We start from the raw sequence: 13,005 nt of genomic DNA on the forward strand, positions 1-13,005 counted from the left end.
GTTCTTCAGCCCCCGAAGTGCAGGACGCAGATCAGGGTAAAGAGGCGGCGGGCGGTGTCGGTGTCGATGCCGGCCTTGCCTTCAAGGCGCTCCTGCAACAGGCGCGCGCCTTCGTTGTGGATGCCACGGCGGGCCATGTCGATGGCCTCGATCTGCGACGGCGGCAGTTTCTTGACCGCATCGAAGTAGGCCTCGCAGATCTGCCAATAATCCTTGACGGTCTGGCGGAAGGGCGAAAGAGAAAGGTGGAATTCGGCGGCATCCACGCCGTCTTCGGTATCGATGTCGAAGACCAGCCGCTTTTCGCGGATCGCCAGCGACAGGCGATAGGGGCCGTCGGGGGCATCGTCTTTCGGGAGGGTGAAGCTGTTGTGCTCCAACAGGTCAAAGATGGCGACCTTGCGTTCCTGTTCGATCTCGGGCGTGGGCGTGGGAAGACCCTGGGTGTCGATCTCGATATGGCAGATGTGCATCGTCATTATCCCTCGTCCGCGTTGAGCCGCGCCAGCCGCGCGGCCACGGAGGCACCATGGGCCCCCAATCCTTCCGACGCCGCAAGGACCTCGGCCGCCGGACCGATTGCCTTGAGCGCCGCGGGCGTCATCCGCGCCACGGTGGTGCGCTTCATGAAGTCCAGCACGTTGAGGCCCGATGAGAAGCGGGCAGAGCGCGCCGTGGGCAAAACATGATTTGGTCCACCGATGTAATCGCCGATCGCCTCGGGAGTCCATTGGCCAAGGAAAACGGCACCCGCGTGGGTGATCTTGGCAAAAAGCGCCTCGGGGTCCGCGACGCAAAGCTCCAGATGTTCGGGGGCGATCCTGTCGGAGAGGGTCGCCGCCTCAGACAGGTCCGAGCAGGTGATGATCGCGCCGAAGTCACGCCAGGAGGGCCCGGCAATGGCGGCGCGGGGGAGGGTTTGAAGTTGCGCCTCCACGGCCCGTGCCACGGCCTGGGCGAAATCCGCATCATCGGTAATCAGGATCGACTGGGCGCTTTCGTCGTGTTCGGCCTGCGACAGCAGATCGGTGGCGATCCAGTCGGGGTCGTTGTCCGCATCCGCGATGACGAGGATTTCCGACGGGCCCGCGATCATGTCGATGCCGACCTTGCCGAACACCCGGCGCTTGGCGGCGGCGACGAAGGCATTGCCGGGGCCGGTGATCTTGTCCACGGGCGCGATGGTGCCGGTGCCGTAGGCCATAGCGGCAATCGCCTGAGCGCCACCGATGCGGTAGATCGTATCGACGCCCGACAGATGCGCGGCCAGCAGCACCAGCGGATTGGAGATGCCGTCGGGGGTGGGCGCACAGATTGTAAGGCGCCCAACGCCCGCGACCTGGGCGGGAATGGCGTTCATCAGGACGGACGACGGATAGGAGGCCAGACCGCCGGGCACATAAAGGCCCGCAGCCGAGACAGGCCCCCAGCGCCAACCCAACTCGGCCCCGTCGGGGTCGGTCCAGCGGGCGTCCTCGGGGCGTTGGCGCACGTGGTAGGCGCGGATGCGCTCGGCCGCCAGTTCCAACGCGTCACGTTCAACCGCTGGGACCTGACCGATGGCTGACGCGATCTCTTCGGGGGTGAAGGCCAGCGTCTCGGGCGTCAGGGACAGGCGGTCAAATTTCGCGGTCAGCTCGATCACGGCGGCATCGCCGCGGGCGCGGACGTCTGCGATGATCGCGGCGACGGTATCGTCCACATCGGGGGCGTCTTCACGCTTCATCTCCAGCAGCGCGGCAAAGCGCGTGTCGAAATCAGCGTCGTTGGTATTGAGAAACTGCGGCATGTCCCCTCCGTGCGTTGAGGCGCAGATAGCGCGCGCGCGCCCGGGCCTCAAGCCGTCAGGGGACAGATCATCAAATGCTGGTCATGGATGTGGCCTGCGTGGTTCAGGCAATTGGGGATGGTGCCGACGGTGCGATAGCCGGCCGCCTCGTAAAGCGCGATGGCGGCGGTGTTCTCGGCGCCGACGTCCAGTTCCAGCTGGATCTTGCCCTGCGCGCGCGCGTCGCTTGCGAGTTGCGTCAGAAGTTGCCCCGCAAGACCCCTGCCCCGCGCGGCGGGCGTTGTGTAGACGGCGACCACATGGCCGCGGTGGGCCTGCACAGCGCCGGGCATCGGATACCAGCCCGCCGTGGCCACGACGCGGCCGCCTTCGACCACGGCCCAGAGGTAGGTCTTTTCGATCCAGGTGATGATCTCATCGGCGGCCTTGGCCTCGAACTCGGCGGCGGTCATGCCGAAGCCACGGGGCGCGTCGCGCAGCATTTCCAGGCGAATAGCGCGAAAGATGCGCCAGTCGCCCGCGTGCAGGCGGCGCAGGCCGTCGGGGCCACGCACGGGGAGCGCGGCGGTCAGATCGCGGACCATGAACAGATCATCGCGGGGCACGTCGCCCTGGATCACCGCCGCCGGGATGCGGCCCTTGGCGGCAAATCCGTGGCGCGCATAGAAGGCACGGGCGCGGGTGTTGGCCTCGGCCACCCAAAGCTCCATCTGGGTGCTTCCCCGGGCGATCGCGACCTCGAAGAGGTGCTCCAGCAACAGGTCCGCCGCGCCGGTGCCCTGCTCATCCGGGGTGACGTAGAAAGGGCCCATGTGCATGCGGTGCCGGGACATGGTGAAATTCTGGCCTTGCAGACCACCAAAGCCAATCAGCCGCTTGCGATCAAACACGCCGAAGGCGTTGCCGCTGTCGATCCAGCCGGACAGAGCGTCATCGGCGCAGGTCAGCGCCTCTTTCTCGGTCAGGAGAAACGCGATGGGAAACAGGCGGATGCCTTCCAGCCGCAGGGCGCTTAGCGCGAGCCGATCGCCCGCCTCCAGCGCCCGGACGATCACAGGGCGTGATCCGGGGCTTTGCCCGACACCGCGCCGTAGGGCTGGGTGACATCTTTGAGGGTGATTTCCAGTGCTTCGACCTCCAGCGCGATGGCGCCGTCACCGGCAAGAACCAGCTCCAACCGTCCCATCCCGTCTTCCCCCGGCGTCCACGACAGCGCGAGCAGCGAATACACCATGTCCGGATCGCTTCGGTCGATGCCCTGGCTGGCGACCTTCAGCACGTCTTCCACGGCCAGCACCGCCTGAACCCGTTCGGGCGCGCCGCTCTGCACTTCCCACCGGAAGCGATTGACCAAAAGCGCGAAGCGGCGACGCGACTTGTCCCACCGCATTTCCGTACCCGGGAACACGGCGTCCTGAATCAGCGCCGAGATCACCGGCACATCCACCGCCTCCAGCGCACGAAGGGCCACCGGGGCGTCGCCAGCGTCCTCGAACCGGGCGTCTTGGGGGGCATCAGCCATCAGAGAGACGCTCCACATTTGCGCCGACGCCCCGAAGCTTGCGCACCAGATGTTCGTACCCGCGATCAAGGTGGTAGACGCGGTTCACGACCGTTTCGCCTTCCGCCGCCAACCCCGCCAGGATCAAAGAGACCGAGGCGCGCAGGTCCGTCGCCATGACGGGCGCGCCGCGCAGGCTGTCGACCCCGGTGACGCGGGCGGTGTTGCCGTGCACCTCGATCCGCGCGCCCATGCGGATAAGCTCGGGGGCATGCATGAAGCGGTTCTCGAAGATCGTTTCTTCCAGCACCGAGGTGCCATCGGCAAAGCACATCATCGCCATGAACTGCGCTTGCAGGTCGGTCGGAAAGCCCGGAAACGGCGCGGTGGCGACATCAACGGCCTTGAGCCGCCCACCGGGGTGGCGGACTTTCAGGCCAGTGTCCGTCTCGGTGATCTCCAGCCCTGCGTCCTCCATCTTGTCGCAAAGCGAGGCAACCAGATCGCGGGTGCCGCCCAGACACTCCACTTCGCCGCCCGCGATGCCGGGGGCGCACATATAGGTCCCCATCTCGATCCGGTCGGCGATAACGCGGTGGGTGGCGCCGTGCAGGCGGTCCACGCCACGCACAACGATGGTAGAGGTCCCCGCCCCTTCGATATCCGCGCCCATGGCGATCAGGCAATCGGCCAACGCCTTGGTGTCGGGCTCGCGCGCGGCGTTCTTGATGACGGTCGTGCCGCGCGCCCGCACGGCGGCGCACATCACGTTTTCGGTGGCCCCCACGGAGGGGAAGGGAAATTCGACCTCCGCCCCCTTCAGGTCGCCCGCCGCATGGACGTAGCCGTCCTTGAGGTCCACCGTCGCCCCCATCTTCTTGAGGCCTTCGAGGTGGAAATCCACCGCGCGGGCCCCAATGGCGCAGCCGCCGGGAAGCGACACGATTGCCTCTCCGGTGCGGCCCAGAAGCGGGCCCAGAACGTTGAAGGAAGCGCGCAGTTTGCGCACGATGTCATAATGGGCAAGTTGCGACGACAGGGTTTTGGCGGAGAATGCCAGGGTCTGGCCATCGTCCAGCCGCCCGATCTGCACGCCCAGGCTTTCCAGAAGCTCGGACAGCGTGGCCACATCCGACAGGCGCGGAACATTGGTCAGCGTCAGCGGCTCATCACTCAACAACGCGGCGCACATCAGCTTGAGACAGGTGTTCTTTGCCCCTGCAATCGGGATCTGCCCACTCAGCGGGCCGGAGCCCTTCACAACGATCCTGTCCATCTGCGTGTCGCCTCTCGATTACGTGTCCGCCGGTTTTCCGGCTTGATCCTGCGCGTCATGCCCTTGGGCCATCTTATCTCTGCCAGTCCGGGCAGCTTGTTCATTTGCGCCCGTCCGGGCAGCTTGCTCATCTGCGCCCGTCCGGGCAACTCGTTCATCTGCGCCCGTCCGGGCGCGGGCCTGGGCCTTGCGGCGCGCCATGTTGGCCTTCAACGCCGCCTTCAACCGATCCTCGCGGCCCGGCTTGGTGGATCTGGGGCCTTTGCCCGTGGTTGTCTTGTGCACCATGGCCCTAGCCTTTAGCGCGCCCGGTAGGGGGCGTCCAGATTGCGCTTGCAAGGTCGCCGCGATGCGTCTAGGACGCGGCGCAATGTTGCTGAGCATCGACTTGGTGGCAGTTTGTGAATGGGTACCGCTCGGACCCACTTGCCACGGCCCAAGCGGCACGGCTAAGAACCGAGACGAAATGCTGTGGTAGCTCAGTGGTAGAGCACACCCTTGGTAAGGGTGAGGTCGGGAGTTCAATCCTCCCTCACAGCACCATCCTTCTTCTTTATTTGGCCTACCGCGCTTCGCGCCACTTGAGGTCGGGGATTGGCCCACCGCGCTTCGCGCTGTTTGAGGCCGGGGATTGGCGCGTCTTGGCACACCGCGGATCAGGCTTTCCAGGACCCATAGGGCACTCCATTCTTTACGCGCGCCAAGATTTTTCTTCTCAATCCCCCCTCAAACCATTAGCCTTTCGTCAAGACGTGGGAGGCACGGTGGTCAAATGGCCGAACAAGAGATCAGAAACATGGAGGACTTCGCCGCCGTCAGTGGGATCTCCCGCCCGACGGTCTCGAAGTATTTCAACGATCCGCAAAGCGTACGCGCCACGACGCGCGCGCGCATCGAGCAGGCGCTTGAGCGCTATGATTACCGCCCCAACATCTATGCGGTAAACCAGAACCGGCGGCTGACCAAGAACATCGGGATCATGGTCCCCTACCTTGCCGACCCGTTCTTTGCCGAAATCGCCCGAAACATCGAGATGATGGTGATCGAGGCGGGCTTCCGCCCGATCCTGCTCAGTTCTCACGGCAGCCGCGATCTGGAAGCCGAGAACCTTGACAGTTTGCGCGCCATCAAGCCCGCCGGCGTGTTGCTGGCACCGCTGGGACGCGCCTCGGACAAAAGCGTGGTGGAAAAGTTTTGTCGCGACGTCCCCACGATCCTGTTCGACAGCAACATCGACGGCATGGGAGAGGCATTCATCGGCTCGGACAACGTAAGTTTTGTCGAACAAACAGTGGCTTACATCACCCACCAGGGTATGCCCCCGTGCTTTTTCGAGATGCGCAACCCCGCCAACCCCAACGCCAACAAGCGCCGTAACGCCTATATCGCGGCCATGGAGAAGCGCGGGCTGGAACCGCGAGTTGTCAGCATCGACGGCGACGGGTGGGCGTTCGAGGAAATCGGCCGTCAGGGCGCACATCATGTGCTGTCGACCGGGCAGCTGCCCAGCGATACTGTCTTGTGCAGCAACGACCGACTGGCCATCGGCTTCCTGGCGGCGTGTTATGAGCGGGGGCTGCGGGTCGGCGCCGGAGAGGACTGCGCCCTGCGCGTCGCCTCCCACGATGATCACCCGTTCTCGCGCTTCACCTGCCCGGCCCTGACCACCGCCGCACACGACTACGATTCGGTTTCCAAAAGCAGCGTCGACACGCTTTTCGAGTTGATCGAAAACGGTAGCCGCTTCTCCAATCGGCACGAAACCCTTTTTCCCGCGAAACTTATCATTCGTGCATCTGCTTGATCTTTAAGCGGAAAAAGAACCCTTTCGAATAAAATTTACGCGCGTAAAGTTTTTCGTTGACCGACAGTAGGATTGCCCGCATCTTACCGCCACAACATCCAACTTCAGGGAGGAACTCGGATGTCTCTCAAGAGAGCACTTGGCGCGACGACAGCGCTTGCAATCTGCGCAGCCGGCACCGCCGCATTTGCAGATGCACACTCGGCAACCATCACCATCGCGACCGTCAACAACGGCGACATGGTGCGGATGCAGGGTTACACTGACCAGTTCACCGCAGAGACCGGCATCGCCGTCGAGTGGGTTACGCTGGAAGAGAACGTGCTGCGTCAGCGCGTGACCACGGACATCACCACCAACGGTGGCCAGTTCGACATCATGACCATCGGCATGTACGAAGCGCCGATCTGGGGATCCAACGGCTGGCTCGTCCCGCTGGACGGCCTGTCTGAAGAATACAACGCCGACGACATCCTGCCCGCCATGCGCGGCGGTCTGTCCCACGACGGCACGCTTTATGCAGCGCCCTTCTACGGCGAATCGTCCATGGTCATGTACCGCACGGACCTGATGGAGGCCGCTGGCCTCGAAATGCCCGATGCACCGACTTGGGAATTCATCCGCGAAGCCGCGGCTGCGATGACCGACCGTGAGAACGACATCAACGGCATCTGCCTGCGTGGTAAGCCCGGTTGGGGCGAAGGTGGTGCATTCATCACCGCGATGTCCAACTCCTTCGGCGCACGTTGGTTCGACATGGACTGGCAGGCTCAGTTCGACACCCAGCCCTGGCTCGACACGCTGACCTTCTACAACGACATGATGCAGGAATCCGGTCCCTCGGGCTTTGCCACCAACGGCTTCACCGAGAACCTGAACCTGTTCAACCAGGGCCTCTGCGGCATGTGGATCGACGCCACGGTTGCGGCATCCTTCGTGACCAACCCCGATGACAGCACCGTTGCCGACTCGGTCGGTTTCGCACTGGCACCCGACAACGGTTTGGGCGTTCGCTCCAACTGGCTGTGGGCCTGGGCACTGGCAGTACCTGCCGGCACGCAGCAGCAGGCAGAAGCGATCCAGTTCATCGAGTGGGCCACCGGTACGGGCTACATCGAGCTGGTTGCCGAAAACGAAGGTTGGGCGAACGTCCCCCCCGGCGCACGTACGTCGCTCTACGAGAACCCGAACTACATCGAGGTGCCGTTCGCACAGATGACGCTGGACTCGATCCTGTCGGCTGATCCGAACAACTCCACCGTCGAAGAGAGCCCCTATGTGGGTATCCAGTTCGCGGCGATCCCCGAGTTTGCCGGTATCGCGACCGAAGTGAGCCAGGAATTCTCGGCTTTCTACGCCGGTCAGCAGACCGTTGAAGAAGCGCTGGCGAACGCCCAGGCGATCACCAACGAAGCCATGGAAGCTGCTGGTTACCAGTAAGCGATCCTTCTACAAGATCGGAAGACGGCGGCGCTCGCCGCCTTCCACTTAACCTGCTACCCTTCCCAATATCATCTAATTCCGGTTCCCCGGGCGCATAACGCCCGAACGAGGAGGATATCTGCCATGGCAACCCAGCACTCCAGATCCGCAGCGCGGATCATGATGGCCCCGGCGGTTTTTCTGCTCCTTGTGTGGATGCTTGTGCCCCTGTGCATGACCCTGTGGTTCTCGGTCCGCGACTACCGGCCGCTGCGCGGCGGCGACAATGGATTTGTAGGCTTGGACAACTTCGTCCGCTTCGTCTCGTCCAACTCATTCTGGCCCTCGATCATGACGACGCTCATCATCGTCGGCGGTGTCCTTCTGATCTCCATCTGCCTTGGCGTTCTGCTGGCGATCCTTCTGGATCAGCCGATGTGGGGCCAGGGCGTTGTCCGCATCCTCGTGATCGCCCCCTTCTTCGTGATGCCCACGGTATCCGCGCTGGTGTGGAAGAACATGTTCATGGATCCGGTCAACGGCGTCTTCAGTTACATTTGGCGGTTCTTCGGCGCCGACCCGGTGGTCTGGCTATCGGAAATGCCGGTGTTCTCCATCGTGATGATCGTGTCCTGGCAGTGGCTGCCGTTTGCGACGCTGATCCTGCTGACGGCGATCCAATCGCTGGACAGCGAGCAGTTGGAAGCCGCCGAGATGGATGGCGCAAGCCCAATCGCGCGCTTTGCCTTCATCACGCTCCCGCACCTGAGCCGCGCGATCACCATCGTGATCCTGATCCAGACGATCTTCCTGCTGGCCGTCTTCGCCGAGATCTTCGTGACCACGGGCGGTGCATTCGGAACCCGGACCCTGACCTACCTGATCTACCAGCGCGTGCTGGAAAGCCAGAACGTGGGCCTTGGATCCGCAGGCGGCGTCTACGCTATCATTCTTGCCAACATCGTTGCCATCTTCCTGATGCGCATCGTCGGCAAAAACCTGGACAAGTGAGGGACTGGACATGGCTAGAGCTGTCACAAACAACCGCAAGGCCCTGAACACCGCACTCGCGTGGCTCGTGGGACTGATGATCTTCTTCCCGATCCTCTGGACGATCCTGACATCGTTCAAGACGGAAGCGGATGCCATCGCCAACCCTCCGGTCCTGTTCTTCTTCGACTGGACGCTGGAAAACTACCGCGAGGTCATGGAGCGGTCCAACTACGCCCGCTTCCTGTCGAACTCGATCCTGATTGCCGGGGGCTCCACGATCCTTGGTTTGATCATCGCGGTACCTGCCGCCTGGTCGATGGCCTTCGTGCCCTCGAACCGGACCAAGGACATCCTGCTGTGGATGTTGAGCACCAAGATGCTGCCAGCCGTGGGCGTCCTCTACCCCATCTACCTGCTGTGCATTCAGCTGGGGGTTCTGGACAATCGGTTCGCGCTGGTCGTCATTCTGATGCTGATCAACCTGCCGATCATAGTCTGGATGCTCTACACCTACTTCAAGGAAATCCCCGGTGAGATCCTTGAAGCCGCCCGGATGGACGGCGCGGGTCTGAAGGAAGAGATCCTCTATGTCCTGACGCCCATGGCCGTGCCGGGCATTGCCTCCACCATGTTGCTGAACTTCATCCTGGCGTGGAACGAAGCCTTCTGGACGCTGAACCTGACCTCGGTCGACGCGGCGCCTTTGACGGCCTTCATCGCAAGCTATTCGTCACCCGAAGGGCTGTTCTTCGCGAAACTCTCGGCGGCCTCGACCATGGCCATTGCGCCGATCCTCATCCTGGGCTGGTTCAGCCAGAAGCAACTTGTCCGAGGTCTGACCTTTGGTGCCGTCAAATAAATGCTCAAGCTTGAGCAACCCTCTAAGGGATTGAAAGGAAACGATTATGGGACGCATTACACTTGACAAAGTGCAAAAGTCTTTCGGCGAAGTCGAAGTCATCCCGCCGCTGGATCTGGAAATCAATGAGGGCGAGTTCGTCGTCTTCGTCGGCCCGTCGGGCTGCGGCAAGTCGACGCTTCTGCGACTGATCGCAGGCCTGGAGGATGTATCGGGCGGGCAGATCCGGATCGACGGCGAGGATGCCACCATGACGCCGCCTGCCAAGCGCGGCCTCGCGATGGTGTTCCAGTCCTACGCGCTTTACCCGCATATGTCGGTGCGCAAGAACATCGCCTTCCCGCTGCGGATGGCGGGCATGGACCAGGCCGAGCAAGAGCGTCGCATCGACAAGGCGGCCAGCATCCTGAACCTGAGCGACTATATCGACCGCCGCCCCGGCCAGCTTTCGGGCGGTCAGCGTCAGCGTGTGGCCATCGGCCGCGCGATTGTGCGCGAACCCGCCGCGTTCCTCTTTGACGAGCCGCTGTCGAACCTTGACGCCGCCCTGCGGGTGGGAATGCGCCTTGAGATCACGGAACTGCATGAGCGTCTGAAGACCACGATGATCTACGTGACCCACGACCAAGTCGAAGCCATGACAATGGCCGACAAGATCGTGGTCCTGCGTGCCGGTCACATCGAGCAGGTTGGCAGCCCGCTGGAGCTGTACCGCGCGCCCAAGAACCTGTTTGTCGCGGGCTTCATCGGCTCGCCCAAGATGAACCAGATCGACGGGGCCGAAGCCGCCAAGCACAACGCCACCACCATCGGCATCCGCCCCGAGCATATCGATGTCTCGAAGACGGAAGGCATGTGGAAGGGCCGCGTCGGTGTGTCCGAACACCTGGGGTCCGACACGTTCTTCTACGTCCACGACACCGGCGTCGCCGAGGATATCACAGTACGTGTGAACGGCGAGTTCGAGTTGCACTCAGGCGACGACGTCTACCTGACACCGCAGGCCGACAAGCTGCACCGCTTCGACGCAAGCGGTCTGCGCATCGCATGACACGCCTTGCCGGAAAATGCGCGTTGATTACCGGGGCAGCACGCGGCATCGGGCGCGCCTTTGCGGAGCGCTACATCGCCGAAGGCGCGCGCGTGGCGATTGCCGATATCAATCTGGCGCGGGCCCAAGAGACCGCCTCGGAGATCGGCGCGATAGCGGTGGAAATGGACGTGGCCTGCGAAGACAGCATCGCCGCGGGTGTGACCGCCGCGGTCGAGGGCCTGGGGCAGATCGATATCCTGATCAACAACGCGGCGGTGTTCACGGCCGCCCCGCTGGTCGAGATCACCTACAAGGAATACGCGGACGTCTTCGACATCAACGTGGGCGGGACGCTGTTCACCATGCAGGCCGTTGCGCGCCACATGATCGAGGCCGGGATCAAGGGCCGGATTATCAATATGGCCAGCCAGGCGGGACGTCGTGGCGAGCCGCTGGTGGCCGTCTATTGCGCCTCCAAGGCCGCGGTCATCAGCCTGACGCAAAGCGCGGGTCTGAACCTGATCGGGCATGGCATCAACGTGAACGCCATCTCGCCCGGGGTGGTGGATGGCGAACATTGGGACGGTGTCGACGCCTTCTTCGCCAAGTACGAAGGCAAGGCGCCGGGCCAGAAAAAGCGCGAAGTGGGCGAGGCCGTGCCTTACGGGCGCATGGGCGTCGCCGAGGATCTGACCGGCATGGCCGTGTTTCTGGCCAGTGACGAAGCCGCATACATCGTGGGCCAGACCTACAATGTCGACGGCGGGCAGTGGTTGAGTTGAGCGGGGAAAGGCTGATGGGAAAGACGATGAGAGATATGGACACGCCTTTGCCCCTGCGCCGCGAGACGCTTGCGCAACTGCCCGACAGCATTACGGTGCCGACCTACACGCGCGACGACCTGACGCCGGGCATCGTGCACATCGGGTTGGGCAATTTCCACCGCGCCCACCAAGCGTGGTATCTGCACCGCCTTATGCAGGCCGGAGAGGCGCACGATTGGGCCATCATCGGCGCGGGCGTGCGCGCCTATGACGCCGCCATGCGCGACCGTCTGGCCGCGCAGGATTACCTGACGACCCTGATCGAATTGACGCCCGCCAGCACCTCGGCCGAGGTGACGGGGGGGATGATCGACTACCTGCCGATCGAAGAGGGCAATGGTGCGTTGATTGCGGCCATGGGCGCGCCGGAGATCCGCATCGTATCCCTGACCGTGACCGAGGGGGGGTATTACATCGACCCGGTGAGCCATGGATTTGACGCGGATCATGCCGATATCAAGCATGATGCCGCCCATCCCGCCGCGCCCCGCACCGCCTTCGGCGCGATCATCGCCGCCCTGCGCGCACGCCGCGACGCAGGCCTGCCCGCCTTCACCGTACAAAGCTGTGACAACCTGCAAGGCAATGGGGCCATCGTGCGCCAGACTGTCGTGGGCCTCGCCCGGTTGAGCGACCCGGAGTTGGCCGACTGGATCGAGGCGAATTCCAGCTTCCCCAATTCTATGGTCGATTGCATCGTCCCCGCCACCGGCCCCACGGAAATCGCCCTGGCGCGGGACTTCGGCATCGATGATGCCGCCCCCGTCAGCCACGAGAATTTCCGCCAGTGGGTCATTGAAGATGACTTCTGCGCCGGGCGCCCGGCGTGGGAAAAGGTCGGCGCCACGCTGACCGATGATGTTCATTCCTACGAGGCGATGAAGATCCGGATCCTCAACGGCGGCCATCAGGTCATCGCCAATGTCGGAGAGCTTCTGGGCTGCACCACCATCGCCGATTGCATGGCCGACGCCGATATTGCCGCCTTCTTCCGCAAGGTCGAACGCGACGGAATCGTGCCCTACGTCGACGCCGTGCCGGGGATGGCTCCGGTGGATTACCTCGACCTGATCGAGCGGCGCTTTGCCAACCCCGCGATCAAGGACACCACGCGCCGCGTTGCCTTCGACGGATCGTCACGGCACACCGGGTTCATCCTGCCCATCGTGCGCGAGGCCGTGGCGGCAGGCGGTTCGACCGAGGCATTGGCCCTGGTTGAGGCGCTTTGGGCACGGATGTGCGCAGGCACCCGCGAGGATGGCGGCGTGATCGAGGCCAATGACCCGTTCTGGGACGAGTTGCACGCCTGTGCGCTGGCGGCCAAGACCCGCCCTGCCGCATGGCTGGAACAGGCGCATCTCTACGGTGATCTGGCTGAAAACACGGTATTTTCCGAGGCGTTCACCGGTTGGCTTTCTGCGATCTGGAAAGACGGCAGCCGCGCCACCCTGCGCGCCTTCGCTACATAACAAGACGCCCGGTCAAGTCCCCTCCTCCCGGGGCT

The 13,005-nt window shown here is 63.3% G+C and carries 13 protein-coding genes and 1 tRNA gene; 8 read left to right on the forward strand and 6 right to left on the reverse strand.

What is annotated here, in order from left to right; translation table 11 throughout:
• Window positions 1–5: 5 nt before the first annotated feature.
• The 6 genes from KUL25_RS08170 to KUL25_RS08195 are packed head-to-tail and all read right to left on the reverse strand — an operon-like array spanning window position 6 to window position 4,854.
• On the reverse strand, window positions 6–479 hold the full coding sequence (locus KUL25_RS08170; RefSeq protein WP_068355399.1) for a UPF0262 family protein: 474 nt from the start codon (window positions 477–479) through the stop codon (window positions 6–8).
• A complete protein-coding gene (hisD, locus tag KUL25_RS08175; protein WP_257892496.1) occupies window positions 479–1,789 on the reverse strand; it encodes a histidinol dehydrogenase in 1,311 nt (436 codons plus the stop codon). Before hisD ends, KUL25_RS08170 begins: the two co-directional genes overlap by 1 nt.
• Window positions 1,790–1,836: 47 nt before the next feature.
• On the reverse strand, window positions 1,837–2,844 hold the full coding sequence (locus KUL25_RS08180) for a GNAT family N-acetyltransferase (protein ID WP_257892497.1): 1,008 nt from the start codon (window positions 2,842–2,844) through the stop codon (window positions 1,837–1,839).
• The gene (locus tag KUL25_RS08185; RefSeq protein ID WP_257892498.1) at window positions 2,841–3,311 is read right to left on the reverse strand and encodes a DUF2948 family protein; all 471 of its coding nucleotides are present in this window, start codon (window positions 3,309–3,311) and stop codon (window positions 2,841–2,843) included. The genes KUL25_RS08180 and KUL25_RS08185 overlap by 4 nt, the downstream gene beginning before the upstream one ends.
• Window positions 3,304–4,566, reverse strand: coding sequence for a UDP-N-acetylglucosamine 1-carboxyvinyltransferase (gene murA, locus KUL25_RS08190; protein ID WP_257892499.1), 1,263 nt, complete (start codon window positions 4,564–4,566; stop codon window positions 3,304–3,306). Before murA ends, KUL25_RS08185 begins: the two co-directional genes overlap by 8 nt.
• Window positions 4,567–4,584: 18 nt before the next feature.
• Window positions 4,585–4,854, reverse strand: coding sequence for a hypothetical protein (locus KUL25_RS08195; protein ID WP_257894923.1), 270 nt, complete (start codon window positions 4,852–4,854; stop codon window positions 4,585–4,587).
• A gap of 180 nt (window positions 4,855–5,034) precedes the next feature.
• Between KUL25_RS08195 and KUL25_RS08200 the strand changes: the two genes are divergently transcribed.
• From KUL25_RS08200 to KUL25_RS08235, 8 genes are all read left to right on the forward strand, one after another.
• Window positions 5,035–5,109: transfer RNA gene (locus KUL25_RS08200), tRNA-Thr, on the forward strand.
• Window positions 5,110–5,338: 229 nt separating this feature from the next.
• Window positions 5,339–6,370: a LacI family DNA-binding transcriptional regulator gene (locus KUL25_RS08205; RefSeq protein ID WP_257892500.1), complete on the forward strand. Its 1,032-nt coding sequence runs from the start codon at window positions 5,339–5,341 to the stop codon at window positions 6,368–6,370.
• A gap of 120 nt (window positions 6,371–6,490) precedes the next feature.
• Entirely contained in the window at window positions 6,491–7,810 is a 1,320-nt protein-coding gene (locus tag KUL25_RS08210) for an ABC transporter substrate-binding protein (RefSeq protein ID WP_257892501.1), read from the forward strand.
• A 126-nt stretch (window positions 7,811–7,936) separates the two neighbouring features.
• Window positions 7,937–8,803, forward strand: a complete 867-nt coding sequence (locus tag KUL25_RS08215; protein WP_257892502.1) for a carbohydrate ABC transporter permease — start codon at window positions 7,937–7,939, stop codon at window positions 8,801–8,803.
• 10 nt (window positions 8,804–8,813) lie between these two features.
• The gene (locus KUL25_RS08220) at window positions 8,814–9,644 is read left to right on the forward strand and encodes a carbohydrate ABC transporter permease (RefSeq protein ID WP_068355413.1); all 831 of its coding nucleotides are present in this window, start codon (window positions 8,814–8,816) and stop codon (window positions 9,642–9,644) included.
• 46 nt (window positions 9,645–9,690) lie between these two features.
• Window positions 9,691–10,695, forward strand: coding sequence for an ABC transporter ATP-binding protein (locus KUL25_RS08225; RefSeq protein ID WP_257892503.1), 1,005 nt, complete (start codon window positions 9,691–9,693; stop codon window positions 10,693–10,695).
• Window positions 10,692–11,459, forward strand: coding sequence for an L-iditol 2-dehydrogenase (locus KUL25_RS08230; RefSeq protein WP_257892504.1), 768 nt, complete (start codon window positions 10,692–10,694; stop codon window positions 11,457–11,459). The genes KUL25_RS08225 and KUL25_RS08230 overlap by 4 nt, the downstream gene beginning before the upstream one ends.
• Before the next feature lie 35 nt (window positions 11,460–11,494).
• Window positions 11,495–12,970, forward strand: a complete 1,476-nt coding sequence (locus KUL25_RS08235) for a mannitol dehydrogenase family protein (RefSeq protein ID WP_427854481.1) — start codon at window positions 11,495–11,497, stop codon at window positions 12,968–12,970.
• Window positions 12,971–13,005 lie beyond the last annotated feature (35 nt).

The organism is Gymnodinialimonas phycosphaerae (genome assembly GCF_019195455.1).
GTDB lineage: Bacteria > Pseudomonadota > Alphaproteobacteria > Rhodobacterales > Rhodobacteraceae > Gymnodinialimonas > Gymnodinialimonas phycosphaerae.